We start from the raw sequence: 753 nt of genomic DNA on the forward strand, positions 1-753 counted from the left end.
CACCGTTGGGTCATCCGTATGGTGCCCTTGCTGGATAAGGTATTTCGACGACATAAACGCTCAGTAGGTGGCCCAGTGGGAGCGAAGCTACAAAATGCGACATCTGGCTTTTTTGACCTGGATCTGAGTAAAAATCACTCACCTGTGAGATGGTTACCATAGCGATTACCCATCGATGATTCAGGGGGTTGGAATGTTGTCACAGGATCAGACTTTTGATGACAGGGGCGTGTGGAGTTTGCTTGCTGACGAGCTTTCCTTACTCCCTGGTATGACCGATACGGGGCGTTTAGGATTTGCCATTCAACTGAAGTTCCGACAAGTACAGGGTCATTACCCTGAATCAATAAACGAATTCCCTTCAGGTATTGTGCGCGCTATTGCTGAACAGATCGGATGCGCTTCTGTATCCCTTGAAAACTACCCTCTTCAAGGGCGGCAGGCCCAGCGGCACCGACAAAATATTCGTCGTTATTTGGGTGTCAGACTTCCCAATAAAACCGATATAGCACAGATCACCGATTGGTTAACCGAATTTATCCTCCCATTAAATCCGCAAGCTGTACACGGTCGTGAACTTGTTACTGACTGGTGTCAGCAGCAGCAGATTGAGCGTCCCGCAGCCGATCACCTGGATCGGATTATTCGTTCAGCCGTACACCAGTTCGAAACAGAACAGCAAAACATCATATTTACCCGACTTTCACTCGACAGTAAGGTTGCCATCAACCATTTACTGTCAGCCGAAGAACC

General features: G+C 48.3%; 1 protein-coding gene. It reads left to right on the top strand.

The window, feature by feature from the left end; translation table 11 throughout:
• Nucleotides 1-175 precede the first annotated feature (175 nt).
• Nucleotides 176-753: DUF4158 domain-containing protein (locus AEP37_RS23910; protein ID WP_156168787.1), on the top strand; the 578-nt coding region annotated here is incomplete at its 3' end.

This window comes from Yersinia pekkanenii (assembly GCF_001152565.1).
Classification (GTDB): Bacteria; Pseudomonadota; Gammaproteobacteria; order Enterobacterales; family Enterobacteriaceae; genus Yersinia; species Yersinia pekkanenii.